This window comes from Actinomycetota bacterium (assembly GCA_013152275.1).
Lineage (GTDB): Bacteria > Actinomycetota > Acidimicrobiia > Spongiisociales > UBA4744 > BMS3Bbin01.
In genome coordinates this window covers 1-25,709 of record JAADGS010000080.1, presented here as the reverse complement: position 1 = coordinate 25,709, position 25,709 = coordinate 1, and the positions used below count along the sequence as shown (strand labels likewise).

General features: G+C 63.4%; 25 protein-coding genes. 13 read left to right on the top strand and 12 right to left on the bottom strand.

The genetic code is table 11. The features are described from left to right. The 3 genes from GXP34_12870 to GXP34_12860 all read right to left on the bottom strand — a co-directional run. A partial coding sequence (locus GXP34_12870) for a hypothetical protein (protein NOY56859.1) occupies positions 1-518 on the bottom strand: 518 nt, incomplete at its 3' end. 122 nt (positions 519-640) lie between these two features. After that, positions 641-2,245, bottom strand: coding sequence for a hypothetical protein (locus GXP34_12865; GenBank protein NOY56858.1), 1,605 nt, complete (start codon positions 2,243-2,245; stop codon positions 641-643). Continuing rightward, on the bottom strand, positions 2,221-3,045 hold the full coding sequence (locus GXP34_12860) for an ABC transporter ATP-binding protein (GenBank protein ID NOY56857.1): 825 nt from the start codon (positions 3,043-3,045) through the stop codon (positions 2,221-2,223). The genes GXP34_12865 and GXP34_12860 overlap by 25 nt, the downstream gene beginning before the upstream one ends. Before the next feature lie 157 nt (positions 3,046-3,202). Here GXP34_12860 and dnaX point away from each other — a divergent pair, with 157 nt between their 5' ends. From dnaX to GXP34_12835, 5 genes are all read left to right on the top strand, one after another. Next, positions 3,203-5,026, top strand: coding sequence for a DNA polymerase III subunit gamma/tau (gene dnaX, locus GXP34_12855; GenBank protein NOY56856.1), 1,824 nt, complete (start codon positions 3,203-3,205; stop codon positions 5,024-5,026). 19 nt (positions 5,027-5,045) lie between these two features. Continuing rightward, positions 5,046-5,369: a YbaB/EbfC family nucleoid-associated protein gene (locus GXP34_12850; GenBank protein NOY56855.1), complete on the top strand. Its 324-nt coding sequence runs from the start codon at positions 5,046-5,048 to the stop codon at positions 5,367-5,369. Beyond that, entirely contained in the window at positions 5,369-5,962 is a 594-nt protein-coding gene (gene recR, locus GXP34_12845) for a recombination protein RecR (GenBank protein NOY56854.1), read from the top strand. The genes GXP34_12850 and recR overlap by 1 nt, the downstream gene beginning before the upstream one ends. 97 nt (positions 5,963-6,059) lie before the next feature. After that, a complete protein-coding gene (locus tag GXP34_12840) occupies positions 6,060-6,371 on the top strand; it encodes an HU family DNA-binding protein (GenBank protein NOY56853.1) in 312 nt (103 codons plus the stop codon). A 28-nt stretch (positions 6,372-6,399) separates the two neighbouring features. Further along, entirely contained in the window at positions 6,400-7,044 is a 645-nt protein-coding gene (locus tag GXP34_12835) for an HAD family hydrolase (GenBank protein NOY56852.1), read from the top strand. Positions 7,045-7,233: 189 nt separating this feature from the next. On the opposite strand, the gene glpX is transcribed toward GXP34_12835, so the two are convergent. Together glpX and GXP34_12825 are read right to left on the bottom strand one after the other, a co-directional pair. Continuing rightward, positions 7,234-8,223, bottom strand: coding sequence for a class II fructose-bisphosphatase (gene glpX, locus GXP34_12830; protein ID NOY56851.1), 990 nt, complete (start codon positions 8,221-8,223; stop codon positions 7,234-7,236). After that, positions 8,220-9,401, bottom strand: a complete 1,182-nt coding sequence (locus GXP34_12825) for an acetyl-CoA C-acyltransferase (GenBank protein ID NOY56850.1) — start codon at positions 9,399-9,401, stop codon at positions 8,220-8,222. Before GXP34_12825 ends, glpX begins: the two co-directional genes overlap by 4 nt. 75 nt (positions 9,402-9,476) lie before the next feature. On the opposite strand from GXP34_12825, the gene mce reads away from it, so the two are divergent. The 6 genes from mce to GXP34_12795 all read left to right on the top strand — a co-directional run bounded on the left by mce (position 9,477) and on the right by GXP34_12795 (position 14,251). Continuing rightward, the gene (gene mce / locus GXP34_12820; GenBank protein ID NOY56849.1) at positions 9,477-9,872 is read left to right on the top strand and encodes a methylmalonyl-CoA epimerase; all 396 of its coding nucleotides are present in this window, start codon (positions 9,477-9,479) and stop codon (positions 9,870-9,872) included. After that, positions 9,862-10,038, top strand: a complete 177-nt coding sequence (locus GXP34_12815) for a hypothetical protein (GenBank protein ID NOY56848.1) — start codon at positions 9,862-9,864, stop codon at positions 10,036-10,038. Before mce ends, GXP34_12815 begins: the two co-directional genes overlap by 11 nt. 46 nt (positions 10,039-10,084) lie before the next feature. Further along, positions 10,085-11,143 (top strand): hypothetical protein, encoded by a 1,059-nt coding sequence (locus GXP34_12810; GenBank protein ID NOY56847.1) that lies wholly within the window; start codon positions 10,085-10,087, stop codon positions 11,141-11,143. 62 nt (positions 11,144-11,205) lie between these two features. Further along, the gene (locus GXP34_12805; protein NOY56846.1) at positions 11,206-11,592 is read left to right on the top strand and encodes a response regulator transcription factor; all 387 of its coding nucleotides are present in this window, start codon (positions 11,206-11,208) and stop codon (positions 11,590-11,592) included. 155 nt (positions 11,593-11,747) lie between these two features. Next, positions 11,748-12,848, top strand: a complete 1,101-nt coding sequence (locus tag GXP34_12800; GenBank protein NOY56845.1) for a HEAT repeat domain-containing protein — start codon at positions 11,748-11,750, stop codon at positions 12,846-12,848. After that, positions 12,845-14,251: a glycosyltransferase gene (locus GXP34_12795; protein ID NOY56844.1), complete on the top strand. Its 1,407-nt coding sequence runs from the start codon at positions 12,845-12,847 to the stop codon at positions 14,249-14,251. The genes GXP34_12800 and GXP34_12795 overlap by 4 nt, the downstream gene beginning before the upstream one ends. 54 nt (positions 14,252-14,305) lie before the next feature. Here GXP34_12795 and murJ read toward each other — a convergent pair whose 3' ends face one another. From murJ to GXP34_12780, 3 genes are all read right to left on the bottom strand, one after another. Next, positions 14,306-15,859 (bottom strand): murein biosynthesis integral membrane protein MurJ, encoded by a 1,554-nt coding sequence (gene murJ / locus GXP34_12790; GenBank protein ID NOY56843.1) that lies wholly within the window; start codon positions 15,857-15,859, stop codon positions 14,306-14,308. Further along, positions 15,856-16,704, bottom strand: coding sequence for a PHP domain-containing protein (locus GXP34_12785; protein NOY56842.1), 849 nt, complete (start codon positions 16,702-16,704; stop codon positions 15,856-15,858). Before GXP34_12785 ends, murJ begins: the two co-directional genes overlap by 4 nt. Before the next feature lie 72 nt (positions 16,705-16,776). Then, on the bottom strand, positions 16,777-17,301 hold the full coding sequence (locus tag GXP34_12780; GenBank protein NOY56841.1) for a peptidylprolyl isomerase: 525 nt from the start codon (positions 17,299-17,301) through the stop codon (positions 16,777-16,779). Between the two features lie 471 nt (positions 17,302-17,772). On the opposite strand from GXP34_12780, the gene GXP34_12775 reads away from it, so the two are divergent. Both GXP34_12775 and GXP34_12770 read left to right on the top strand, forming a co-directional pair. Continuing rightward, on the top strand, positions 17,773-18,993 hold the full coding sequence (locus tag GXP34_12775) for an aspartate kinase (protein ID NOY56840.1): 1,221 nt from the start codon (positions 17,773-17,775) through the stop codon (positions 18,991-18,993). Further along, positions 18,986-19,999 carry an aspartate-semialdehyde dehydrogenase gene (locus tag GXP34_12770; protein ID NOY56839.1) on the top strand — a complete coding sequence of 338 codons (1,014 nt, stop codon included), beginning with the start codon at positions 18,986-18,988 and terminating at the stop codon, positions 19,997-19,999. The genes GXP34_12775 and GXP34_12770 overlap by 8 nt, the downstream gene beginning before the upstream one ends. A 115-nt stretch (positions 20,000-20,114) precedes the next feature. Here the strand turns inward: GXP34_12770 and GXP34_12765 are convergent, their stop codons facing one another. From GXP34_12765 to pckA, 4 genes are all read right to left on the bottom strand, one after another. Continuing rightward, entirely contained in the window at positions 20,115-21,599 is a 1,485-nt protein-coding gene (locus tag GXP34_12765) for an IS1182 family transposase (protein ID NOY56838.1), read from the bottom strand. A 73-nt stretch (positions 21,600-21,672) separates the two neighbouring features. Further along, positions 21,673-22,278 (bottom strand): hypothetical protein, encoded by a 606-nt coding sequence (locus tag GXP34_12760; GenBank protein ID NOY56837.1) that lies wholly within the window; start codon positions 22,276-22,278, stop codon positions 21,673-21,675. Between the two features lie 126 nt (positions 22,279-22,404). Then, positions 22,405-23,160 (bottom strand): methyltransferase domain-containing protein, encoded by a 756-nt coding sequence (locus GXP34_12755; protein NOY56836.1) that lies wholly within the window; start codon positions 23,158-23,160, stop codon positions 22,405-22,407. A gap of 446 nt (positions 23,161-23,606) precedes the next feature. Continuing rightward, a complete protein-coding gene (gene pckA, locus GXP34_12750; protein NOY56835.1) occupies positions 23,607-25,193 on the bottom strand; it encodes a phosphoenolpyruvate carboxykinase (ATP) in 1,587 nt (528 codons plus the stop codon). Positions 25,194-25,709: the final 516 nt, after the last annotated feature.

The window sequence follows — 25,709 nt, the reverse complement described above, 5'->3', positions numbered from 1 at the left end:
GAGTGCACGTCCACCGTGTGATCGACCGGCTCGTTCCACGGACGGACGAAACGACAGACCGTGGCCCCGGGACGTTCGGCCACGAGGCGCCGGATCTGGTGGGGCGCATCGTCGAGGTAGACGTCGCAGGGGACCTGCCACTTGGCCTCGATGATATGAACTTCCCTGGTCGGGATGTGCCTGTCGGCCAGCCATGCGAATGTGTCGTGGATGGCCCACCCGGGCTTGGATGTGACGATGACGATGTGATGCCCGGCAGCGCTCAGGGCTTCGAGAGTCTCGAGTGCGTCTTGGTACAGATCGAGATGTCGAAAGATGCTTCCACCGCCGTGTCCTTGTGCCCATGCCCAGAACTCACGGTCGTTCCGGAAGTGGGTCAGGGTGTGCAGCCCATTCCAGGACTGTACGGAGTGGAGCGGCAGTTCGGCCTCGAACTCGGTGTTGTATCGGTCGATCCAGCCGGCGTTGAAGTCGGCGACGACGCCGTCGAGATCGATGCCGAGCCGTAGAGAGGTCACGACGAGGAGAGTAGACGAGGAAAGAGTCTCCGGTTTTCGGGTACGTTCGCCCTGCGGTCTTGCATCGACGTAGCGTCGCGATACGAAGTACCCGATACCGAGTACAGCGAACGAAGTGAGCCTCACATCGTCTGGACCAGGGCCACGATCTCCGGCACCCTTCGTGCCAGCACCTTGCTGGAGATGAGCAAGCCGATTCCGTAGACGATCGTTCCCCATAGCAGCGAACCGACGATGGCGATCCACGGGGAGAGCGCCTGGCCGAAGGACACGACGAGTGCAAACGCAGAGATCGGCCCGACCATCAGCAGGGTGATCACGAAGAACGACACCACCTGTGCTCCGACCGAAAGGCAGCCCTGTTCCGACGCTTGAGCGAACATATCGGTCCCGACATTCGGCAGGCGCAACGGTGCGAGGACCGAGACGACATTGCCGACCGAGAGCTGGCATGCGGCTGCGGTGAGGGCAAGCGGCGGGATGAGCCAGAGGACGTTCCAGGCGTCTGCGACTCCGGCGAGGATGACGGAGAGTGTGAGTGTTTCGAGGAGGACTGCGGAGGACGTTGCCAGATTCTTGCCGATGATCATCTGTAGAGGGCGAACGGGGAGGGCGAACAGGAACGAGGCGGCGTTGCGTTCCCACCCGAACTGGTTCAGTGCCACCGGAAGTCCGACGAAGATGACGACCAGCGGTCCGAGCAGCGGGAGCCAGACACTGTTCTGCAGCAAGGAGAGGGTTGCGGTACCTACGAGGATCGAGGCCGCGATGACTCCGAGGAAGATAACGGCCCCGGTCCAAACCATCCGCTGTCGGGGATCTCGAAGATAGAAGCGGATCTCTTTTCTTGCGATGAGCAGCGGCGGAGACCAGCCGGGGAGGCGAGCAAAACCGTGCCCGTTCCTGCGCGCCATCGGTGCAGTCACGGCCTCCGGGGTCGTAGTGAGATGTCTGAGGAGCCGTTCCCAGCCGCTCACGATCAGCAGCAGCCATCCGACACCGACCGTCAGCATCGTGATTGCCCCACCCCAGTTGCCGGAGCCGGCCTCGGTGATCGCACGTTGGGCGGCCACAGGGGGCAGAGCCCATGCGACCGATGAGAGCGGGTGGGACAGCACCGCCGTTTCCATGCCGAGTGTGTCGATGGTTCTGGAGAGCAACTGTTGAAGACCGAAGCCTGCGACGCCGAGCGTGCCGACGAGCAGCATGGCAAGATCTCGGCCGCGCCGGCCGCGAAGGACTCTTGTGACAAGACTCGAGAACGCCCGTCCGGTGACGACCATGAGCAGGAGGAGCAGCGCCGAACCTAGCCAGGCGATCGCCCTTATCGGTCCGTGCGCGAAGAGAAGGAGATCATCCGCGAGGAGAACGATTGGGACCAGGAGTGTCGGCGTCACGAGGGCGGCGGCCGTGAGGCCGACCATCAGTTTTCCGCGAGGGATCGGAGAAAGGGAGAATCGCGCAGGGTCGAGCGTCTCGTCGAGGGGGAAGAGAAGAACCGGGAGTGTCGCCCACGCCAGCCATGCGATGAGGGCGGCCCAGTAGGTGAACTCCTCCCTCGCTTCGCCGGGTAGCGAGAGTGCAGTGTTCACAAAATGCTCGGAGAGCCAGAAGGACACCCAGAGGATGAGCAGCACGACGAGGGGGAACCCGACGGTGCGTTGCCGGTCTCGCTTGAGACCGTTCACGAGAAGTCGCCATTTCAGCCAGACGAGGCGGTTAACCATCCGAGTCCTTCGCCGAGGTCTTCGGCTCCCACTGTCGAAAGGAATGCTTCTTCCATCGATCCGTGTTGCGCCTTGAGATCAGTCGGAGTCGCTTCGGCCACCAGCTTGCCGTGCAGCATGATCCCGACTCTGGTACACAGCCGCTCCACCAAGTCCATTACGTGGGATGAGAATACGACCGTGGATCCTTGGGCCGTGTACCTCTGGAGTAGTCGTCGGATGAGGCGTGCGCTGATGGGATCGACGCCTTCGAACGGCTCGTCGAGGAACAGGACCGGGGGAGCGTGGATGACTGCCGCAGCGAGCGCCAGCTTCTTGCGCATCCCTCGTGAGTAGTCGGCGATGAGCACCGACGCCGAGTCTTCGAGATCGAGCAGGTGGAGCAGCTCACGACGACGCGAGACGGCATCTCTCTTGGAGATGTGATGAAGTGCCGCGGTGAAGTCCAGGAGTTCGGAACCGGTGAGGCGATCGTAGAGGTTGAACTCCTCGGGGAGGACGCCGACTCTTCGCTTGACCTCGATCGGCTGACGCCACGTCTCGAATTCGTTGATGCCTGCGGTGCCCGCCGTGGGCCGAAGGAGACCCACGATCATCTTGATCGTCGTGGTTTTGCCGGCACCGTTCGGTCCGAGCAGTCCGTAGAACTCCCCACGGTCGATCGAGAGGCTCACGTTGTCGACGGCCAGGTTCTTGCCGAACCGCCGTACGAGACCGTGAGCCCACACGGCAGGGGTTCGGGTCGGCGAGGCGTCTTGGGCCTTCGTGCCCGTGTCGGGGGCGTCTGGTGTCTGGTTCACGGAACTCCTGTTTCGTAGCGTATCGGCCGCCAGGGACGCGAACTTGTGGGGAGAAAACGTACGCGGGTCGCTGCAAACGACCAATTGCCGGCCGTTACTCGTCGGCTGTCGGCCTCCCTCTGACTGCTGTCATCAGTCCCCGCTACCATCGCCATCAGTGGACTATCAGGCGCTCTACCGCAAATACCGGCCGCAACGCTTCTCGGAAATCGTGGGCCAGGATCACATCACCGAGACTCTCGCGCGAGAGATCGGGGAGGGACGTGTCGCCCATGCCTACCTCTTTGCGGGACCCCGGGGTACCGGAAAGACGACTACTGCGAGAGTACTCGCCAAGTCGCTGAACTGTCCGGATCGCAACTCCGAGGGTGAACCGTGCGGAGTGTGCCCGTCGTGTGTGGCGATCACGGAGGGATCCTCGCTGGACGTGATCGAACTCGACGCCGCCTCCCACAACAGCGTGGAAGATATCAGAGAGATGCGGGTAAGTGTCTCGACCGTCGCCTCGGTCGGTGGGGCGAAGCGGGTGTTCATCCTCGACGAGGCCCACATGCTGTCCAAGGCCGCAGGCAACGCATTGCTGAAGACACTCGAAGAGCCACCAGAGCATGTCCATTTCGTGCTTGCCACCACGGAGCCGTACAAGCTGCTCGACACCATTCGGAGTCGCTCTCAGCGGTTTGATTTCCGCCAGGTGCCGGTCGGGGTGCTCGTCGCGCACCTGCGTCGCATCAGCGGCTTGGAAGGCTACGAGGCGACCGATCTTGCCTTGACGGCCGTCGCTCGTCGTGCGAGGGGTTCGGTCCGCGACGCGCTCAGTCTGCTGGAACAGGTTGCGGCGCTCGGCGAGGGGAAAGTGGAGGCCCACGGGGTGAACCGGGCTTTGGGTCTCGCCGACGGTGAAGCATTCTCTCGGCTCTCGTCGGCCATCACGAGCCAGGATGCGAAGGCGGCGCTCGAACTCGTCGCGGAACTCTCATCCCAAGGTGTTGATCTGAGACGATTCGTGTCCGAGGCTCTCGGCTACTTCCGCGGTGTGTTCCTCGCCCACTACGCACCGAATCTGGCCGAGGTGGCCGATGAACCCGAGGCAACGCTGGATGAGTGGCGGAAGGTGGCACGGGAGCTGCCGCCGCCGGAGGTGCTGCGTGCGGTCGACCGGCTCAGCGAAGCGTTGCTGGGGCTCAGAGAAGGTCGTGAAGAGCGCCTGATGGTCGAGTTGGCCCTGCTCAAGCTGACACGGCCGGAGACGAGTGTGGATGTCGCCTCTTTCTCGGCTCGGATGGATCGGGTCGAACAGCAGGTGCGGCGTATGCAGCAGGCGGCGCCTCGACCCACGCGGTCCCCGACGGGCGGTTCGGTGCGGGCGGGCGGGGCCGATGATTCAGGGACGACGCCGGACCAGACGACGAAGGCCGAGCCGGCACCGAAGGCGAAGTCCCGGGACGCCGCGCCTCGGGGGGACGCGCCAAGGGGGGACGCCGCGCCTCGGGGGGACGCGCCAAGGGGGGACGTTGAACAGGGATCGATCGAGAGCGATGACGAACGGCTCGACATGCAGAGCATGCCTCCCATCGAAGGCCTGACGATCGAGCAGTTCGAATCGGTATGGCCGGCACTGGTCGGTGCCGTTCGAGACGAGTTGGGCCCGCGACGGCTCGCGATGTTCCGCGAGGCAAGTCCCGGGCATGTGGAAGGTTCGACGGTCGTGCTCGTGCTTCCCGAGCATCTCGGTTTCCATCTCGCACAGATCAATGGCGATCCGCACATCGCGAGAATCGTCGCGGACCGAGCGGGTGAACTGCTGGGAGGATCCGTCCAGGTTGTCTTTCGGTCGAGCACCGCTGCGCCGGCCGAGGTGAACGATCAACGGGCCCCCGACAAGGATCAACTCGCCGAGGCTCCTGCCGACGCAGATCCGGGAGCGCTCGTCGAGGGCCTGTTGGGTGGGCAGGTCATCGAGGACATCCCCAGAGACTGATACCCTGGTGCCCATGGGAATGCGACCACAGGACATGCGCAAGCTGATGCAGCAGGCGCAGCAGATGCAGGAACGGATGGCTTCGGTACAGCAGCAACTCGCCGAGACCAAGTTCGAAGGATCGGCCGGCGGCGGCGTCGTGAAGGCCACCGTCACCGGCGGCGGCTCGATCGTCTCCGTCGACATCGACCCGTCGGTGATCGACCCCGAGGATCCGGAGATGCTCGGCGACCTGGTCGTTGCCGCCGTCAATCAGGCGCTCGAGGCAGCATCGGGTGCTGCCGAGCAACAGATGGGCACTGTCACCGGAGGTCTTGGCGGTCTTGGAGACCTTCTCGGCTGATGTTCGCAGCTCCTGTCCAACGCGTCATCGACGAACTCGCCCGGTTGCCGGGAATCGGGAGGAAATCGGCCCAACGACTGGCATTTCACTTGATGGGTGTCGAAGAGGCGGATGCTCGCCGTCTCGCACAGTCGATCATCGACATGCGGACACAGGTGCAGGTATGTAGCCGGTGCTTCAACGTCGCTGCCGACGAAGAGTGCGCCATCTGCCGGGACTCTCGGCGCGACGGTTCGCTCGTCTGCGTTGTCGAGCGTCCCCAAGATATCGTCGTTATCGAACGGACGCAGGAGTTTCGGGGCCGCTACCACGTGCTCGGCGGTTCGCTCTCGCCGATAGCAGGGATCGGGCCCGGTCAGCTCCATATCACCGAGCTTGTGAGGAGGATCTCCGACGAAGGGATCCAGGAAGTGATCGTGGCCACCAATCCGACGGTGGAGGGCGACACGACCGCCATGTATCTGGCGAGAGAGCTGAAGCCGCTGGGGGTGCAGGTGACCCGTCTCGCCAGTGGTCTGCCCGTCGGTGGGGATCTGGACTACGCCGACGAGCTCACTCTCGGCCGGGCCTTGACAGGCAGGCAGGAGATGTGAGGGACGGCACAATCCCCCACAAAGTCAACGAAACAGGGTAGCTTTTGGGTGTCGTCGGACGCGACGGCCGGCAAAGAGCGCTGGAAACCTCCGGTGCATGAGCGAGGGAGAACTCGTGAACAAGAAGGAAATGGCCGACAAGCTGGCCAAGAAGACCGGCTTGACAAAGACCAAAGCTGCAGAAGTGATCGAAGAGATCTTCTCCACGAAGCCGGGCGAAGGCATCATCGCCGTCGAGTTGGATGCCGGCAGGAAGATCGAGATTGCAGGCTTCGGTAAGTTCGGAACTCGCAGCCGTTCCGCCCGCAAAGGCCGCAATCCTGCCACGGGCGAAGAGATCATGATCGCCGCGACGAAGTACGTCTATTTCAAGCCATCCACCGGCCTTCGCCGCCGCGTCGCCGAGTAGTCGATAGGGCTCCTCTAAGGTCTCGACGGTGCACATCGTTTGGGACTGGAATGGAACACTGCTCGACGATCTGACGCAGGTCGTCGATGCGGTGAATGTGACACTGACAGAGATCGGTGAGCCGTTGATCACCGCCGGAGAGTACGGGGCGCACTATCAGCGCCCCGTACGTCGTTTCTATGAGTCACTCCTCGGAAGGACGGTTCCCGATGACGAGTGGCGCCTGATCGACGATGTCTTCCATGTTGCCTATCGGGACCTGCTTGCGCAGACACGGCTCGCTCCGGACGCGATGGAGGCGCTGCAGGGCGTGACCGGTGCGGGCCACACGCAATCGCTCCTTTCGATGCTTTGGCATGATGACCTTGTCACCATGGTCGAACGGTTCGGCATCGGACCATTCATGAAGCGTGTGGAAGGTCTTCGAGGGGAGCGGGGAGCCCGGAAGCAGGCATTCCTCGAGAGCCATCTCCAGGCTCTCGAGGAGGGCATGGACGTTCAGGGGGTGCTCGTGATCGGCGATGCGCTGGACGATGTCGAAGCAGCGGTGGCCGTCGGTACGAGATGTGTGCTCTATGACCGCGGGACATTCCCGCAGGATCGGATTCGGGCGACTGGAGTGGCGACCGCCTCGACGCTCATCGAAGCCCTCGAGATCGGCGGCGCGATCTAGGAGACGCCTGACGGCGAGAGTCGTTGTGGCCGCCCGCCGGTCTTGTCGACGTTTCGGTGCAGCACCGCCGACCGGTGACTGTGGGCGCCGAGGAAAAGGAGAGTGTCGGCAAGAGCCGCGATCTCTGCCCTTCGGTCTTGTCGCGACGTCAGGTCGCGATATGGGATACCGATGAGCAAAGCGAGCCTGTCAGCTCAATGGGACGCTGCTGATGTGCTCCAGCTTCTTGAGATTGTGTCGTGTGTCGACGTAACGGACCGCACCGGTCTTCGACCGCATGACCACCGAATGCGTCTCCGCACCGTCCGCGAAGAATGTCACCCCGTCGAGAAGCTCCCCATCGGTGACGCCCGTTGCCGCGAAGAAGACGTTGTCGGAGTCGACCAGATCTCTCGTTGTCAGGACGGCGTCGAGGTCGAGACCGTTCTCCAAGGCGTACCGACGCTCGGTGTCATCTCGCGGCCAGAGTCTGCACTGCATCTCACCGTCGAGGCAGGCGAGTGCCCCTGCAGCGATCACGGCTTCCGGTGACCCGCCGATGCCGAGCAGGATGTCGATGCCGGAATCCGATTCCGCCGTCGAGATGGCTGCGGAGACGTCGCCATCACGAATCAATCGAATACGTGCGCCGGCGGCACGCACCGCGTCCACGTATTTCTTGTTTCGTGGACGATCGAGGATGATCGCCGTGAGGTCGTTGATGTCCTTGCCCAGGGCGCGGGCGACCTGGCGCAGATTGTGAGCAACGGGGGCATCCAGGTCGATTGAGCCTGCGGCAGCAGGGCCGACGGCAATCTTGTCCATGTACACGAGGCTTCCCGGTGCATACATCGAACCGGCTTCCGCGACCGTGATCACGGCGAGCGCTCCGGGCATGCCCTCTGCCGTCAATGTCGTGCCATCGACGGGGTCCACGGCAACATCGACTTGCAGACCTTTTCCAGAGCCGACGCGCTCTCCGTTGAACAGCATGGGGGCGTTGTCCTTCTCGCCTTCGCCGATGATGATCGTCCCATCGATTGCCACGGTCGAGAGGACGGCACGCATCCCGTCCACGGCGGCCTGGTCTGCGTTTTCCTTGTCCCCTCTGCCCTGCCACCGTGCGGCGGCCATTGCCGCCACCTCGGTGACGCGCACCAGGTCGAGTGCGAGATTGTGATCGGGCGCTTCCAGCATCATGCGAACACCTCCAAGATCAGGGCATCACCCTGGCCGCCACCACCGCAGAGCGCCGCCGCACCGATGCCGCCTCCTCGCCGGCGAAGTGCGTTGACCAGGGTCACCGTGATGCGGGCCCCCGATGCGCCGAGTGGATGTCCCAGGGCCACGGCACCACCGTTGACGTTGACCTTTTCCGGGTCCAGGTCGAGCATGCGGGCGGACCATACGGCGACCGAAGCGAACGCTTCGTTGATCTCCACCAGTTCGAGGTCGGCCGCATCCATGCCGGCCTTCTTCAAGGCAAGTGCGAGGGCCTCACCTGGACGTTCCTGGAGCGTGGCGTCTCTGCCTCCGATCTGACCATAGGACAGGATCTCGGCGAGGATCGGCAGTCCTTCTGCTTCTGCAGCAGCGCGATCTGCGACGACGACTGCGGCCGCGCCATCGCTGATCTGCGAAGCGTTGCCGGCCGTCGCCGTTCCGTCATCGGAGAAAGCCGGTCGGAGCCCGGCAAGGCTCTCCATCGTGGTGTCCGGGCGGATGCCTTCGTCTGTGACGACGACGATCGGGTCGGCTTTGCGTCGAGGCACTTCGACCGGAACGATTTCGTCGGCGAACGCGCCGGATTCCGTAGCTGCCAAGGCTCGTTTGTGGCTGTTGAATGCCCACCGGTCCTGCTCTTCGCGACCGATGCCCAACTGCGCACTCTTGCGATCGGCGGATTCGCCCATGATGCAATGATCGAAGCTGCACCAGAGGCCATCGTGCAGCATGGCGTCGACGAGCCGTGCATCGCCCATCCGGGCCCCCCAACGGGCCTTGGGGGCGATGTAGGGCGTGTTGCTCATGGACTCCATGCCTCCCGCCAGCACGAAGTTGGACTCTCCAAGGCGAATCGATCGGTCCGCCATGGCGATGGAGGCCATTCCCGACAGGCACACCTTGTTGATCGTCACGGCCGGAACGGTCATGGGAACTCCGGCCTGGACGGCGGCCTGCCGCGCGGTGATCTGGCCTTCTCCCGCCTGGAGGACTTGACCGAAGATCACCTCCTCGATGCGTTCCGGGGCGAGTCGAGATCGTTCCAGCGCACCGTGCATCGCGACCGCGCCGAGTTGGATCGCTTTCACCGGCTTGAACACTCCCGCGAACCTGCCTTGTGGCGTTCTGGCGATTCCGGTGATCACGGCACCCATGGTGGACGACTCCTTTTGCGCGACTGATGCATCGTACCCCAGGGGCGGTAGGCTGGTTTTGTGAAGGCCTTCAACCTGGACCATGTCGCCATTGCCGTCGACGACCTCGATGCGTCCCTCGCAGAGTTCAAGGAACTTCTCGGCATCGAACCTCTGTCGCGCGAGATCATCTCCGAGCAGGAAGTCGAAGAGGCAATGTTGCCGGTCGGGGGATCCTATGTGCAGCTGCTTCAACCGCTGTCTCCATCGAGCCCGGTGGGCAAGTTCCTGGCAAGGCGCGGTGAGGGACTGCATCACATCGCCATCGCGGTGACTTCGATCGACGATGCCCTGGACCATCTCAAGGAGCGAGGGGCGCGCCTGGTCGATGAGCAAGCTCGCAGAGGCGGTGGCGGACATCGCATCGCGTTCGTGCATCCAGCGACGCTGGCCGGTACGCTGATCGAACTGGTGGAACTCGATGGAGACTGAACTTCATATCGAAGGCGGTGCCGGCCCGCTCGAAGCCGCAGCAATCGCTGCTGTGGTTCAACAGGTCCTGTTCGAAGAGGTAATCGCAGCCTCCCTGCCGTCGACGCCACATCTCGAAAGTCCCTGGGTGTTGTCAGGGCGAACCGAGCCGCCGCCGAACGGCTGACGGACGGCTTGCTCAACTAACCGGCAACCAGGCCGAAAGTAGAGAGATGAGAGATCGTCTCGCTGCAACCGGATTGTCGCGTCCTCAACGCCGCTACCACCGGCTGATCACGTCCGTCGTCGTGTTCGTGCTGGTTCCGGTGCTGGCCTGGCCATCGGTGGGATGGGCGATATGGCACAGCCGACCGGTCAGTGATGTTTCCTTGGTTGTCTTTGACGAGACGGTGCTCGATGACTCGTATCGTGAACACCAGGCTTTGGGCCTCGTTCTCCATTCGCTGAAGGTTCCCTTCTCGGTGAGTGACGGATACATCGGCGCTGCTCCGGGAGGTGCGCCAATCGGTGAGTGGCCAAGCACCAGGCCCGATCTCGTGATGTTGGTCGACGCGTACGGTGTGTATGTCAACGACGAAGGCGCGGTCGATCCGCAGGGGCGGCGACGGGTGTCAGGGCGTCTCGAGAACTCGGATGTCGAACGCATCTCCGGCTGGAATGAGCGGGGAACATGGCTCTACGGTGAGACGCAGATTCTTGGACAGCCGACTCCGCCCGAGGCGAGGGAGAAGCTCGAGACGCTGTTCTCGATCGAGTCGAGTGGATGGTCGGGACGGTGGTTCGACGATCTGTCGACCGTGCCGGAATCGTTGCGGACCGACGACTGGGATTTCGTGGGAAGCGGCATCGTCATGGTTTCGGAGAACGATAGGTTCGTGCTGTCAGGAGCGGAGCTGAGCGGCCGCCTGGTGCGGGTGACGGGGCAGACACCACAAGGGTGGGGCTTCGACGTTCCTTTTGGCAATTGGTTCGAGATCATCGAGGCGGCCGGCACCGTCGATGCCTGGTTGGAGCTTCCCGTAACCTCCGCCGGAGCGGCCGTTCTCGAGCGCCACGGGCTGCCCACTCGCTCCCCGATGATCATTCGCGGCACACGGACCGTATACATAGCCGGTGATGCCAGTGAGGCGGCGGTGTCGTTCCCCCTGCAAAGCATCGCCGGGAGTGCAGCGGTGGTGAGGATGCTGCCACAGACCGTGGATTCGGCGTTCTTCTACCGTGCCTACGTTCCGGTTGTGACCTGGCTGGTCGCAGCAGCGGAAAGAGGTTGAAGTGAGAACGCCTCAATGATGGTCGTAAGTGGCCTGAGGCCCAGCTATGGTGAGCTGCCAGCATGAGCGCAGCAAGAATCCTCGTTGCTGAAGACGACCGGGTCGTCTCGATGCTCGTCTCCAGGAGTCTCGAGGCCTCCGGTGCGCGAGTGACTGCCGTCTATGACGGCATCGACGCGTATGAGCTGGGCAAGAGCGGCGAGTTCGACCTTGCGCTTCTCGACCAGGTGATGCCGGGTCTGTTGGGAGCGGAAGTCCTTCAGAGGTGGTCGGACGACGGGGTCGATCTTCCGGTCATCATGCTCTCCGGCCTTACCAGTGAAGAGGATATCGTCGCCTGTCTCGACCTGGGCGCCGTCGATTTCGTGCGCAAGCCGTTCAACGTGCGCGAGGTGCTGGCACGGGTGCGGGTGCAGCTTCGGGCTGCCGGTCTGAGTCTCGAGGGGTAACAGAGCGCCGGCGAGTGTGGCGGGGCCCGTCTGATTCGATCGACGGTTGCCGCCGATACTCCGCAGGCGAGAGACAGGCAGCACCTGCCGGCCGCTCGAATCGTTCAACTCACCGTGTCTCACGGCCGACGTAATGGATGAATGAAAGCTGAACGATGAGCGCACAGTTGGTGCCGGTGCTATTGGTCGTGGTCATCTCCTCGGGGCTGATCGCAGCGTGGTTGTTCGCGACCAAGGTGATCGGCCACTTCAAAGGTCGTTTCGACCAGTTCCGTCGCGCCTCCTACATTGGAGCGCTCAGCGAGATCGTGACGCGGTCCGGCTATCCGCTGCACACGCTTCGCTCCTGGGCTTCGGACCGGGTCTTCCTGGAAACGCTCCTGGATTTCCTGCGGTCCGTTCAGGGCACCGAACGGACGAATCTCCTACAGATCGCCAGGGACCTGGGCATCGTCCAGCGCTTTGTCCGGGACCTGGAGAGATCCCGGCGGAGAGAGCGAAGGGTCGTGGCCGCCGGTGCCCTTGCAGAACTCGGCGACCCGAGCACGGCGGATGCCTTGTTGGCAGCTCTTGGAGATCGGGTTCCGGAAGTCCGTTTGCAGGCAGCCGATGCCCTGGCCGGGCTGAAGGATCCACGGGCGGTGCAGCCACTCGTGACATTGCTGGAAGAGGAAACGGAATGGAACGCCAGCAGAATCGCCGATTCCTTGGTGAAACTCGGCGCAGTCGCGGTGCCCGTTCTGGCTCGGTATCTCATTCTGTCCGACCCGGCGGTGGAGCACCCCGGCTGCCGGCTGCCACTCGTCGCAAGAGTGCTTGGCTCCATCGGCGATGTGGGAGCGGAGCCGGCCCTGTTGAGTGCGTTGGACGGCGATGACGTCGAGCTGAGGATTCGGGCGGCTGCCGCACTGGGAACCGCCGGCACGCCACAGTGTGTCCCCGCGCTGATGCGCGCCGTGACCGATCCTGTGTGGGAAGTCCGTGCCCAGGCGGCCAAGGCCCTTGGCGATCGGATGGACCCTCGCGCCATCGGGGTGCTGGTCGAAGCTCTCCGGGACCCCGAATGGTGGGTGCGTCGCAACGCTGCCGAGGCGCTTGCCCTGATCCCTGGTGGCCGGCAGGCGTTGATCGACGCCCAAGGCGACGAGGACTCCTTCGCCCGCGATGTGGCGAGAGAGCAGCTGATGATGACCGGGAATCTCCCTACCGCAGGCTCACTTGCGACGGACACCATGGCGGTAGGGGAGTCTGGATGACCTTCGTTGAAGTGTTCAACTATGCAGTGCTCCTGTACTTCATCGTCATGGAGGTGCAGCTGGTCGTCCTCGCGTCCATCTCCTACCGTGCGCTGCGCGCCGACCAATTCTCGTCCCGGTTCGGACGCATCCACGACATGCTCAGCTCGGACACGACCCCGCCCGTGTCGATCATCATTCCCGCCTACAACGAGGCCGCGGGCATCGCCGAGTCGGTGCGCTCGATGGCAATGCTCAAGTATGCCAAGAAGGAAATCATCGTGGTCAACGACGGAAGCACCGATGACACGTTGCAGCAGCTCATCGACGAGTTCCGCATGGAGCCGATCGATACCCCGTACCGTCCCCGGTTGCAGACCGAGCCCGTTCGGCGCATCTATCGTTCCCGCCTTCCCCTGCCGATCGTCGTGGTCGACAAAGACAATGGCGGCAAGGGAGATGCGATCAATGCCGGCATCAACATCTCCCGGTCTCCCTATGTGATGGCCACCGACGCCGACATGGTGCTCGATGAGGAATGTCTGCTGCGAGCGGTCCGGCATTTCGTCGAGGATCGTGCCCGAACCGTGGCCGTCGGCGGCAATGTCCGCCCGCTCAACGGATGCGAGGTTCGGCGCGGCAGGGTCACGAACGTGTCGCTTCCCAAGCGGCCGATCGAGATGGTCCAGGTCGTCGAGTACATTCGCTCGTTTCTTGCCGCGCGCCCCGCGTGGTCGGCACTCGGGTCTCTGTTGATCGTGTCGGGGGCGTTCGGGATCTTCAAGAAGGAAGCCGTGATCGAAGTAGGTGGCTATCGACAGGGACACCTCGGCGAGGACATGGAGCTGACGATGCGGCTGCACCGGCACTTTCGCAAGCAGCGGAAGCCATATCGGATCGTCTACGCACCCGACGCCGTTGCATGGACGGAGGTACCGGCGACGAGAAAGGTACTTCGCAAGCAGCGGATTCGCTGGCATCGCGGACTGATGCAGGTCGTCTGGCACTACAGGGGGATGCTGTTCAATCCGCGATACGGGATCATTGGGATGATCGGCTGGCCTTCATTCATTGCGTTCGAATTCCTCGCTCCGATCATCGAAGCGATCGGTTGGGTGGTCGTACCTGTGTCGCTGGCACTCGGGCTGCTCAACCTGGAGATAGCGATTCCGCTCATGCTGGTCGCCCTGGCCATCGGTGCAGCGAACTCGTTGATCGGACTGATCCTCGACGAGCGGTTCGGGTATTACGAAGGTCCTGGAGAGGCGTGGCGGCTTCTCGTGTACTCACTCGGGGAGCAGATCGGGCTGCGGCAGCAAACGGTCTGGTGGCGGGTCCGCGCGATGTTCTGGAATCCACACCGGAAGGTCTGGGGTGATATGCAGCGCGCGGGGGTCGGCAACCTGTCCAGTGAGGCCTCGTAGCTCAGGCACTCCTGACTCCATCAACATGCGCGATCGCGACGTGGCGCTGCGGAGTCAGCTTCGACTGGTCCTTCCACGTAGGAGATCGGTGAGCTCTTGCGTGCCGAGAAGCCGTGAGACGACCCCGTAGACGAGGACAACGACGAGAGCGCCGGCGGCGAGCGCGGTGAGCGAGAGGTCCGCGCCAGGCACGGAACTGCCGATGATGAGCCTGACGATCTCCCATGTGGAGAGGCCGGCCACTACACCGGCAACCGCGCTTCGCCAGGCGGTGCCGAGAACCGGGCGCAAACCCTCGACTCCGTTGCGGACATACCAGATCGAGGCGAGTGCGATGGCGTAGATGCCTATCGAGAGGGTGCTGGCGAGGGCCAGGCCTCGGATGTTCATGTTGTTGAAAAGCCACAGGTAAAGGGGTATGGCGATTGCGGTCGCCGCTGTGCCGACTCCGACGGGAATCCACATGCGACGTTGCGCGTAGAAGGCTCTGGCATAGATCTGGTGGATTGCCCAGAACGGGATGCTCAGCGCGTAGAGGGCCAGGAGACCGGCCGTTACGAGGGTGTCTTCCGGTCCAAAACGGCCGCGCTGGTAGGCGATGCGGATTGTGGGCAGCGCCGTTCCGACGACGGCGGCCGTCGCTGCACATCCGAAGAAGATGCCGTACCGCAGCGCGCTGGTCACCGTCCGGCGAAACTCACGAATGCGTCCTTCTGTGAACAGGCTCGCCAAGAACGGATATGCGGCGACCCCGGCGGCCTGGGCGATCATTCCGACAGGGAGCATGTTGATGCGCCTGGCATAGGCGAGCAGACCGGTGGACCCGGCTTGTGCGAGCTGCCCGAAGAACTTGAGGAATTGCTCATCGAGGACGGCGACCGACTGTCCCAGCATGAGTGGCAGTGCCATCAGCAGGTATTCCTTCAGGGCAGGGTGATTCCAGGGAACATTGCGCTCCCATCGCAGCCCGAGACGGTGTGCCCCATACCATTGAAGTCCGAAGTTGCCGATCGCCGCACCGACGAGAGCTCCCCATATGAACCCCTCTGCGGACGTATCGCCTGCCTTCCATGCCACCAGTCCGCCGGCGATGATCATGGTGTTGTAGACCAGCGGAGCGAGAATCGGTATGACGAAGCGCTTGTGGGCGTACTGAACGGCCATGAACAGGGATCCGAGGACGAAGAAGATCTGGGCCGGGAACACGATTCGCATGAGGTGAGCGAGTTCGTCGAGTTCTGCAGCCGCGAATCTCGGAAAGACGGCGGAGACGATGGGACGCGCGGCGATCATCGCTATCACGGTGAGCGCCGTCATCGTGATAGCCACCGGTCGAAAGACCGCGGCGAAGGATCGCCAACCTTCCCGTTCGTCTCCCGCCGCCATGTGGCGTGCCAGGATCGGAATGAACGTGATACTGAGGAATCCACCGGCCATCAGGTAGAAGAGGATGTCGGGAATCGTGAAGGCATCTTGGAACAGGTCCGCAGAACGCGTGGCTCCAAGGATTCCGGCGAGCGTCATCGTGCGGAGGAACCCGAGGAGGCGGGAGAGCAGGATGCCTCCAGAGACGATGAGGGCGGCCTTGCCGAGGCGTGTGCCGCTCATGAGGTTTCCCGGGCTGCCCGGAGCTCCTCGAGCAGCTCGGCAGGCACCCGCAAGTTTCCGCGCCCTTGTCCGATCCGCACGCCGGGTCGGTACGAGCCGTGGTAGTCGGATCCTCCCGACGGGATGAGACCGTGGCTGCGAGCCACCGACGCGAGTTCCAGGCGCTCGTCGGGTGGATGCTCGGTGCAATAGGCTTCGAGGCCGATGAGCCCGACCGACCGGAGCCACCGGAAAGTTCGTGCGAACTCGTCTGCCGTGTCGAGCCCGAGAGTGTGAGGATGCGCGAGAACCGACACGGCACCCGACGCCTTTGCGAGTCCGATGGCGTCTTCGGGGGTGAGCCGCTTTCGGCTCACATAGGCAGGCTTGCCATCCGCCAGCAGTTCACGGAATGCGCCGTTGATGTCGTCGACGATGCCTTTGCGGACCAGCACGGCGGCGAAGTGGGGACGGCCGACGACCCCCGTGCCGGCCTGCCGAGCCACTTCGTCGTAGGTGATGTCGATGCCGAGGCGTTGGAGACGGTCGGCGATCGCGTGATTGCGGGCGTCTCGGCTGCGCCGGAGGTCGACGAGTTCGTCTTGGAGGGGGCCGGGTCCCGGGTCGAGGAAGAGCACGACGATGTGCATCGTGCCCGGCGCCCACTCGCAGGAGATCTCGACGCCAGGCACGAGCTCCATGCCCACCTCGCCGGCTGCCTGGTGCGCTTCCGGGATACCTTCGAGCGTATCGTGATCCGTGAGTGCAACGGCCGTGAGGCCGGCCCTGAAAGCCGCATGGACGACATCGGACGGTGAGTCACTCCCGTCGGAGAAGAAGCTGTGTGTGTGCAGGTCCACCGCCATCGACGTGAGCGTACCCGGAGAGCTCGTCGAGTCCATGCCTGCGCGGCCAGAGGCCGAACCGTTGAGGGCCGGTCAGCCGGTGATGTCGATGGTGACCGTGTCGATGTAGACGGTTTCCTGGGGGTCGCTGTTCTCACCCGACGCCGACGGAGCGACTGGAACCGCCGCGATCGCATCGAGGGTGGCATCACCGTCGACGACCCTGCCGAGCGGCGAGAATGCGGGTTTGAGGTTCGTGTCGCCGAGCACGATGAAGAACTGACTCCCCGTGGAGTCGGATCCCGAATTGGCCATGGCGACGACACCGCGATCGTAGGTGAAACCGGCCGACGGAAACTCGTCTGTGATCGTGTAGCCGGGCCCACCGGTGCCGGTTGCCGTCGGGTCGCCACCCTGGATCACGAAACCCGGGACGATACGGTGAAAGACCGTCCCGTCGAAGAAACCTTGTCGGGCGAGGAACACGAACGAGTTGACCGTCTGTGGAGCAGACGCAGGATCCAGCTTGATGACGATGTCGCCACAAGATGTCGCAACCGTGGCGGTCACGGTCGCGCCAGGATCGATGTGTTGGTCCTCGGGGGCATCGAAACGCATCTCGCGTGCGGGCGGTGGAGCAGTCGCTCCACAAGCCACCTGCCGGTTACGGAACGTCTCGTACACAGAGCCAAGAGCCGCAGGAGCGGCGGTGGTGGTGGTCGCCGTCGTCGTGGAGGTCGTCGTAGATGACGGTTGCGTGGTGGTCGCCGTCGTCGTGGCGGTCGTGTTCGACCCTTTGGTCAGGTTCGAGACGGTGACGACGGCCATCACGATGAGCGCAATCCAGATGCTCTGGATGAAGCGCCGTTTCAGGAGCGCGTTCCGTTGGGCTCTCTTGAGCCGTTTCCGCTTCTCTTCCCGGTTTCGGTGTTGACGATCACGTTTCTCGCTTGGCATGACGCGGCGATGCTAGTGCGTCGGCAGGCAACGTCCCTGACCGCAGAACGGCGAACCCTGAGCGCGTAGGGGCCCCGCGGGCACCCCTGAGCCCAGGGTTCACCGTTTCGGCAAGTACACTCCCTGCGCGATATGGGCCTTTACGTTCAGAAATTCGGCGGAACGTCGGTGGCGGACGCGGAGCGGATTCGGCGGGTCGCCGCCCGGGTTGCCGCAACCAAGCGGGCCGGCAACGAGGTGCTCGTCGTCGTGTCCGCGATGGGATCGTCGACGGACGACCTGATCGACCTTGCCAACCAGCTGCACCCCGATCCGCCCGGGCGCGAGATGGACATGCTGTTGAGTGCCGGTGAGAGAATCGCAATGTCACTGCTCGCGATGGCGATTCACGCCGAGGGTATCGAGGCGGTCAGTTTCACCGGATCACAGGCCGGGATCCTGACCGATTCGCACCATGGCGGAGCGAAGATCCGTGAGATCCGCGGTTTTCGCGTCGTGGAGAGCCTTGGAGAGGGGAAAGTCGTCATCGTCGCGGGATTCCAGGGCGTCGATCCGGAGTCCAAAGACGTGACGACACTTGGAAGAGGTGGCACGGATACGACGGCGGTTGCGCTCGCTGCAGCGAACCATGCCGACGTGTGTGAGATCTACACGGATGTGGACGGGGTGTTCACCGCCGACCCTCGGCTGGTCCCCGCCGCCCGGAAGCTCGACGAGATCACGTTTGAGGAGATGCTCGAGTTGGCGTCAACGGGTGCGAAGGTGTTGATGGCACGATCTGTGGAGGTTGCGCAGCGATTCGGCATACCGTTGCATGTTCGCTCGTCGTTTCATGACGGGCAGGGTTCCTGGGTGAAGGAGACCACAATGGAGCAAGCGATCGTTCGTGGGATTTCCCACGACACAGCAGAGGCAAAAGTCACCATCGTCGGTGTTCCCGACCGTCCGGGAGTCGCCGCCTCGGTGTTTGCGCCCCTTGCGGATCGTGGGGTCAACGTCGACATGATCGTGCAGAACGTTTCACACGATGGCACGACCGACATCAGCTTCACGATTCCCAGGGCCGGAGTCGCCGTCGCGGAGAAGACGGCGCGTGAGGTTGCCAAAGAAGTGGGTGCGAAGTCGGTGCTCGTTGATCTCGAGATCGGCCGCGTCTCCGTCGTCGGAGTGGGAATGCGGTCGAACCCGGGTATTGCCGCTCGTATGTTCGAGGTTCTTGCCGATCATGGCATCAACATCGAGATGATCTCGACGTCGAGCATCCGGATCTCATGTGTGATTCGGGAAGATCAGGTCAAGCAGGCCGTGCGGGCCCTGCACAGGGCGTTTTTCGAGGAGCAATCCGATGGGTAGCGCGCGAACCGCTGTCGTCGGCGCGACTGGCGCCGTGGGGAGGGCGATGGTCTCGATCCTGGAGGAACGAAGTTTTCCGGTGTCGGAACTGCGGCTGATGGCCAGCAGCCGTTCGGCCGGACGAATCGTGGAGACCGCATGGGGTGATGTCGAGGTCGAGGATCTCGAAAAGGCGGATCCGGCCGGAATCGACGTTGCGTTGTTCTCGGCAGGGGGATCTCGGTCACGGATGTTCGCTCCTGCGTTCGTCCGGGCCGGTGCGATCGTCGTCGACAACTCGTCGGCCTTCAGGATGGATCCGGATGTCCCACTCGTAGTCGTGGACGTGAACGATGCCGCGGCGCAAGAGCATCGAGGGATCATCGCCAATCCCAACTGCACGACGATGGGGCTGATGATGGCCGTCGCACCGTTGCACAGGGCGGCCGGCATCGAATCGATGGTCGTGAGCTCCTACCAGGCCGTGTCGGGCTCCGGCCGGCAGGGCATCAATGAGCTGACACGACAGTTGGCCGAACTCGGTGAGGACCTGGATGCCCTCTCCGGCGGCGGATGGAAGGACCCTGGTGGTGATGTGTATGTGCGGCCGATCGGCTTCAACGCGTTGCCGTTCGCGGGTAGCGAGGCAGACGCCGGTTACACCGACGAAGAGTGGAAGCTCGTGAACGAGAGCCGCAAGATCCTCGATCTTCCCGAGTTGCGGGTCGAACCGACGTGTGTGCGGGTACCGGTGATGGTTGGCCACGGCATCACGGCCACGCTCGGCTTCTCGCGGGCGTTGGGAGTTGAGGAAGCGATTCGGCTTCTCGAAGAGGCTCCCGGCGTTGAGGTCTGGTCGGACCGGGTGCCGACGCCTCTGGACTCTGCCGGGCGCGATGAGACGCTGGTCGGTCGGATACGGGAGACGCTCGGAACACCGGGAGGGTTGAACCTCTGGTGTGTCTCCGACAACCTTCGCAAGGGAGCCGCACTGAATGCGGTGCAGATCGCAGAGCTGCTCCTCTAGGAGCCTGCTGATCGATGGGGGTGTGGGGTCCGGTCGAGGGTGGTTGGCTGGTCGTGGCGGGTTCGCGACGGTTTCTGGAGCGTGGTTCGTGTCAACGGGTGTGGGTCCGGGGTTGTCAGCCCGGGTGGAGGGCCCATCCGTCGGGGTTCGAGACGAGTCCGAGGTTGATAAGCCGCCGGAGGTTGATGACTGCTGCTCGTGTGGAGAGGGCGATGCGGTTGCGTTCAACGCCTCGGTATCTGACTCTACGGTGTCCGTTCGTGACGATCCACGCAATGGAGCGTTCGACCATGGGCCGATACTGCCGATACTCGTCGAGGTCGTCTCCGTCTCGCCATTGGGCCCGGGCTTGGGCAAGGAGCTGGTCGTGGTCACCGACGCTGAAGACTCTGCCCTCAGCGGCTGTCGTGCAACGGTCACGGACCGGACAGTCCCTGCATCTGGCACCGAAACGGGCTTGCCCGCCGGCGTTGATCGGCACCGTGGTCTGGTTGGGGCAGGTGACCGTGCGTTCGTCGTAGTCGATCGTGAAGTCGTCCCTGGTGTATTGATCGTCGCCGAGTTTCGAGTTGCGTGCCAGCGGCCAGGGTTTGATCACCACAGTGTGTTCGGCATCAGCAAGATCGGCACGGGTTGGGCCGGCCCCATACGCCGAATCAGCCAACACGGTGAGACCCGAGGGTTCACCATCGAGGAGGTCGACACCGACCGGCCCGTCCCCGATGCTGGATGGCGTCAGATCACACGCCGTGATGATCCCCGTCTCGGGTTCAACCGCGATGTGGGCCTTGTATCCATCGCGATAGGCGGATCGGGACTTGTGCATATGTCTCGTCTCGGGATCCACCGTTGAGATGACCCGGTCCTTGGCGACCCGGTGAGCGATCCGCCACGTGCCTTCCTCATCGCCAGGTTCAACATCTTGACCTGCAACCAGGGCAAGGAGTGCAACAAGGCGGGTCTGATCGTCATCAAGTGCGACACCGTCAACCGCATCCAAGATCGCCGCAGCGTCGGTGACGAGGGCGGTGACAAGTTCGTCACGAGCAGCAGGATCGTCCCACGCACAGGCCGGTTTGCCAGGGGCCTCGTAATCATGACCTGACACGTCAACCGTGACTGCAACAGGGACTGTCTTACGGACCCGGCGGATCACCGACGTCAACTGCGTCACTGTGTCCTGAGTCGCCACCGCGTCATCAAGCAGCGTCGAATCCAACGCTCGACGGGTCCGTTTCGCCAACACCCCAGTCTCGACCACCACAGCGCGCACCGCGTCAAAGATCCGCTGCGGGCGGTCACTGGCACGAAGCCGGTTCCGCCACAACGTCAACACAGTCGGGTGGAACCCCTCATCAGTCAACGGGACCCCACATGCCACTTTCCACTTCAGGTCGGTTCGAAGCGCATCCACAGCGTCACGATCTGACAAGCCCTCCAACGACTGAAGAACCATGACCGTAGCGACCACATCACCCGCCACCGACGGGCGACCCCGCGACGATGAGAACAGATCCTCGAACATGTCATCCGGGAACAGGCGTCGTCGATGCTCCCCCAGAAACTCGTACACCGAACCCGACGGGACCAGATGACCCACACCAACACAACCCTGTCAGCGGTCAACCAGCCGACCACCCCACCGGCAGATACTGACCCACACTCCTAGACGATCAGGCCAGGCCCGGACAGCTTCCCGTGACCCAGGGTGGTTCGTGAAGGACGAGTTCTCGGGTCTCGGCACCTGTGCATGGACTCAGTGCGAGTTCAGGGCGGAGTGCGGGAAGCGCCATCGATGCGTGACGCGTCTGCGTCGGGGCGGTCGCCGCCGGAGCCGGACTTGGTGCCGGCTGCACGGGGGCGTTGCCGTCTGCTCCCTCACAGAAGATTACAGAGACGTAGATGGCTCCGTCGCTCGTCGTTGTCATTCCCGTACCCATGGATGTCCATCTCGACGAGGTGATCAGATCCCAGTGGGGCGGGCTGTTGCGGAAGGCTTCGAAGATCGAGTCGAGATTGGGTCCGACTCCGACGACCTCTCCGGCTGCGGTGCAGACGCTCAGCAACGGATTGAGGTTGGTGTGAAACTGCTTCCCTGCCTTGGCTTGCGCGGCTGCGGACTGTGCCGCGAGGGCATCAGCCGCCATCAGGATGGGAAGGTCGGGCGAACGCACGGCGTTCACTTTCGCCGCCAAGGCGTCGGCGAGTGCGGGGCCGGCGAGTCCTATGACCAGAGCAAAGCTCAAGAAAACGGCGGTGATAGGACGAAGGGCACGCACGGGTTGGGAGCATAGGAAACCGGAGCAGCAACAAACAACTCGCAGGTCTCGTCAAAACCACCGTTCTCGTGACGCTTGACGGGAATAATCCGGGTCAACCGTCACGAGAACGGGGAGGAGGGGGTCTCAGGCCTTGATCCCGCTGGTGGCGAAGACGCGGTGCGGCACCGAGAGTTCGCCCGGGAACTCGTGGGCGAGCAGCTCGGCGAGATCGGTGTCGAAACGCTGGACCTGGCCGGCGCTCAGAGTCGAGCCGACCCCGTTGCAGGTGCGGATGCGACCGCGCCAGCCGGTGTGGGTGAACGCCACGTTGGTCACATAGCTGAAGCTCTCGACGTGCTGGAAGCCTCCCCGGTCGAGGGCTTGTACCTGCTCGGGGTGTACACCTCGCCAGCCTGCCTTGGGCCAGCCGGGGTTGTGTCGGAGAATCAGATCCTCGGTGCGGCCGGCAACATTGCCGGGCAGCGGCAGGTAGCTGAAGTCGCAGATGAGCAGGCGACCGCCCGGGGTGAGAATGCGGTTGACCTCCGTGATGGTTGTGTCCGTGTCGAACCACCACCAGCATTGGCCTGCGCTCACGAGATCGAAGCCGGCGTCGTCCTGGCCGGTGGCCTCGGCACGCCCCTCGATGAAGTGAGCGGACAGTCCGCGGTCGACGGCGGCTTGGCGTGCGACTTCGAGTAGTTCGGGGGCGATGTCGATGCCGGTGACTTCGAGTCCGCGGGCGGCGAAACCCAAAGCGAGGGAGCCCGTGCCAGTACCCAGATCGAGGGCGCGTTGACCTGCGCGGATCCAGCGGTTGTGCACCAGGCGGTCGAAGAAACTCTCGGGGAAGCCCGGGCGATGGCGTTCATAGTCGACGGCGGTACGGCCAAAGTCGATGACTCGGCCCTCATGGTCCTTGAACCCGGCATCCTTGCCCACGGGGGGAATCTAGTGCGTCGACAGACAACCCTTGCGGCGTTCCCGGCCTGCCCCTCCCTGCCGTACACCCGCTGTCGAACAGATGGCATGTGAGGGAACCCCTCCGGTTCGGCTGCGCTCGTGCGCCACACAGGCCCTGAACGAGACGCGTGGGTTCTACTACCCCCAGTGGATCGAGGTGCGTGGCGGCGAGCCCGGAGCCGGGGCCCCGGGCTTGCCGGCGTGACATGCCGACCGCCCGCAGCAGCCCGACCTCCCCCGGGTGTTTCGCGGCTCCATGCGCCCTGGATCGCGCGGAGTCTGCCAGGCGATTCTTCAGCCGTTTGGGTTACGTCCAGGGAAGTCGTGCAGGGGTCACACCGAGTCGGTCTTCGAGCCGCCGTTCGCGCTGTCGATATGCCGTGTCACGTGTGTGGTCCCGCGGCGATGACGGCCTCGGGAACATTGTCTGCGTATTGCCGGAAGTTCTTTTGGAACATCCCGGCCAGCTTGACGGCTTGCGTGTCGTAGGCAGATGGATCCTCCCAGGTGCTACGAGGGTCGAGCAGTTCGGCGGGAACTCCCGGGACCTCTGTCGGGATCGAGAGGCCGAAGATGGAGTCCTGGTGGTACGTGGCGTCGTCGAGGTCGCCGGCGAGCGCCGCGTTGAGCATTGCCCGCGTGTGCGGGATCCGGATCCGGTAGCCGACACCGTAGGGTCCACTCGTCCATCCGGTGTTGATCATCCAGAGTCCGGTGCCGAACTCGTCGATCTTCTTTGCGAGAACGTCGGCGTAGTACGAGGGTGGCAGCGGAAGGAACGGGGCGCCGAAGCATGGGGAGAAGGTGGCGGCCGGCTCGTTCACACCCCTCTCCGTGCCGGCGAGCTTGGCCGTGTATCCGGAGATGAAGTAGTACATCGCCTGCTCGCGGGTCAGTCGCGAGATCGGGGGAAGCACGCCGAACGCGTCCGCAGACAGAAACACGATGTTATGTGGGGGCGGAGCCATGCCACTCTTCACGACATTGGGGAGGTGAGCGAGCGGATAGGAGCTGCGGATGTTCTCGGTGCGAGTTGCGTCATCCCACTCCACCCGGCGGCTCTCAGGGTTGATCACCACGTTCTCGAGCAGTGCCTCGAACTGGTTGGTGGCCTCGAAGATGAGCGGTTCGTCCTCGGGGCTGAGACGGATCACCTTCGCGTAGGAGCCGCCCTCGATGTTGAAGATGCCGTCGACGCCCCAGCCGATCTCATCGTCGCCGATCATGTTCCTCTTCGGATCGGTCGCCAGGGTCGTCTTGCCGGTGCCGGAGAGCCCGAAGATCACGGCCGAATGTCCCGTCTGGTCGACGTTGGCCGAGGCGTGCATGCTGAGCACGCCCTTCTTCGGCAGCAGGTAGTTCAAGACCGAGAAGACCGACTTCTTCATCTCGCCCATGTACGTGGTGCCGCCGATCAAGAGCACTTTATGCTCGAAGGAGATGATGATGAAGACTTCGCTGCGGGTGCCGTCGCGTTCGGGGATCGCTTTGAAGTCCGGAGCGTGCACGAGCGTGAAGTCCGGGTGGAACGGTTCGATCTCGTCGTCGAGCTCGTAGGAGCGGGGCAAGCGGAACATATTCCGGCAGAAGTGTGCATGCCACGGACTCGAGGTGATCGCCCGGACGGCCAGCCGGTACCGGGGGTCTGCTCCCGCATACAAATCCTGGATGTACAGGTTGCGCTCGGCCAGATGTTCCGTCACGCGCGCATAGAGAGCGTCGTACACCTCGGGCTCGATCGGATGGTTGACGTCCCCCCACCATATCTCGCCCTCGGTCTGAGGATCACGGACGATGAACTTGTCTTTCGGGCTTCGGCCCGTGTAGGGGACGGTGCTGACGACGAGCGGGCCTCGGTGGGCCAACATGCCGAGACCTTGGTCGAGGGTGTGCTCGACCAGAACCGGCGTCGACAGGTCCCAGAAGACTTCGCCTTTCGGCTCGATGCCGTGAGGGCTGAGATCGTGCAAGTGGATTCCCTCTCTCTTGACTCCGCTCGGATGCGGCCAGGATACCGCTGCCGTTTTCGTAGCCGACCGGCATGATTGCCCGACGTGTGGCTTCGCGTCGGCCGGCGGTCTCACGACGTCACGGAATCGACGCATCGGTCGTGCTCCCAAAGAGCCGCCGACCAGCCCAGATGGTTTCATGGCCATCGGAGTTCGCTTGCCGAGAAGGAGCACGAAGAACCAGAGGTGGCACTGGTGACGCCTGCGGGATCATACCGGCCACCAAGGCGGCAGGAATGCCGAACTCTCCCGTGACGTGCTTTCCGATGAGTCCCTTTCGACAGGGCGACGGTTCGGGTTTCGTAGTATGCCGTCCGGTCGGGTACTGCCGACGTACCGGAGGTGACGCGCCTGGAGCGGAAGTGTCTACCAAAAGGGTCTCCCCATTCGCCGGGGAGCTGCGACAGGGTCCTTACGAGAAGCTCGTTGATGGAATACCCGTGCCTGTGGCTCGAGCGCGGACCGCAGCCTCAGGTT

Bases quoted from the DNA above. Each gene is read 5' to 3' on its own strand.
- GXP34_12865 (NOY56858.1), bottom strand. From the start codon at position 2,245: ATGGTTAACCGCCTCGTCTGGCTGAAATGGCGACTTCTCGTGAACGGT.
- GXP34_12850 (NOY56855.1), top strand. From the start codon at position 5,046: ATGCGACCACAGGACATGCGCAAGCTGATGCAGCAGGCGCAGCAGATG.
- recR (NOY56854.1), top strand. From the start codon at position 5,369: ATGTTCGCAGCTCCTGTCCAACGCGTCATCGACGAACTCGCCCGGTTG.
- GXP34_12840 (NOY56853.1), top strand. From the start codon at position 6,060: ATGAGCGAGGGAGAACTCGTGAACAAGAAGGAAATGGCCGACAAGCTG.
- glpX (NOY56851.1), bottom strand. From the start codon at position 8,223: ATGATGCTGGAAGCGCCCGATCACAATCTCGCACTCGACCTGGTGCGC.
- GXP34_12825 (NOY56850.1), bottom strand. From the start codon at position 9,401: ATGGGTGCCGTGATCACCGGAATCGCCAGAACGCCACAAGGCAGGTTC.
- GXP34_12815 (NOY56848.1), top strand. From the start codon at position 9,862: ATGGAGACTGAACTTCATATCGAAGGCGGTGCCGGCCCGCTCGAAGCC.
- GXP34_12810 (NOY56847.1), top strand. From the start codon at position 10,085: ATGAGAGATCGTCTCGCTGCAACCGGATTGTCGCGTCCTCAACGCCGC.
- GXP34_12805 (NOY56846.1), top strand. From the start codon at position 11,206: ATGAGCGCAGCAAGAATCCTCGTTGCTGAAGACGACCGGGTCGTCTCG.
- GXP34_12800 (NOY56845.1), top strand. From the start codon at position 11,748: ATGAGCGCACAGTTGGTGCCGGTGCTATTGGTCGTGGTCATCTCCTCG.
- GXP34_12795 (NOY56844.1), top strand. From the start codon at position 12,845: ATGACCTTCGTTGAAGTGTTCAACTATGCAGTGCTCCTGTACTTCATC.
- murJ (NOY56843.1), bottom strand. From the start codon at position 15,859: ATGAGCGGCACACGCCTCGGCAAGGCCGCCCTCATCGTCTCTGGAGGC.
- GXP34_12785 (NOY56842.1), bottom strand. From the start codon at position 16,704: ATGGCGGTGGACCTGCACACACACAGCTTCTTCTCCGACGGGAGTGAC.
- GXP34_12780 (NOY56841.1), bottom strand. From the start codon at position 17,301: ATGCGTTTCGATGCCCCCGAGGACCAACACATCGATCCTGGCGCGACC.
- GXP34_12775 (NOY56840.1), top strand. From the start codon at position 17,773: ATGGGCCTTTACGTTCAGAAATTCGGCGGAACGTCGGTGGCGGACGCG.
- GXP34_12770 (NOY56839.1), top strand. From the start codon at position 18,986: ATGGGTAGCGCGCGAACCGCTGTCGTCGGCGCGACTGGCGCCGTGGGG.